At 48.9% G+C, this 370-nt stretch carries 1 pseudogene; it reads right to left on the reverse strand.

What is annotated here, in order from left to right:
• Window positions 1-369, reverse strand: a pseudogene (locus ACMV8I_RS21385) (hypothetical protein); the annotation flags it as partial.
• Between the last annotated feature and the right edge of the window lies 1 nt (window position 370).

The following is a 370-nucleotide window of genomic DNA, read 5'->3' on the forward strand; positions in this document are numbered from 1 at the left end:
GCGCTGACCGAGCAGATGACCCAAATCAATCACTTGATCTTTGGTGAGTTTGCCTGAGCCTTGCTGACTCAGCAGCGCAAGTACCATAAAGTAGCGCTCTAAACTTTGCTCAACTGAGTTGGCAAGCACTGTCAACTGCTGATAGCTACGGGTATTCGGCTCTGGCGTGGTCAGGATGCGATGACCATCCGCATTCACCCCTTTGTCCACGATGATGTTTTCTTCGACCAAAGTATCGATATGCTCACGCAAAGTGTCATTTAGGGTGCGCAGTGGGTATTTCAAAAACAACTCTGCTTGCAAGAAGGGATACATGATACCCACCACCCGCTCAATCGTGTTTAAGCTCATGGTGCCATTACGCTGTATC

Origin of the sequence: Ewingella sp. S1.OA.A_B6 (assembly GCF_049889095.1) — a bacterium.
Lineage (GTDB): Bacteria > Pseudomonadota > Gammaproteobacteria > Enterobacterales > Enterobacteriaceae > Ewingella.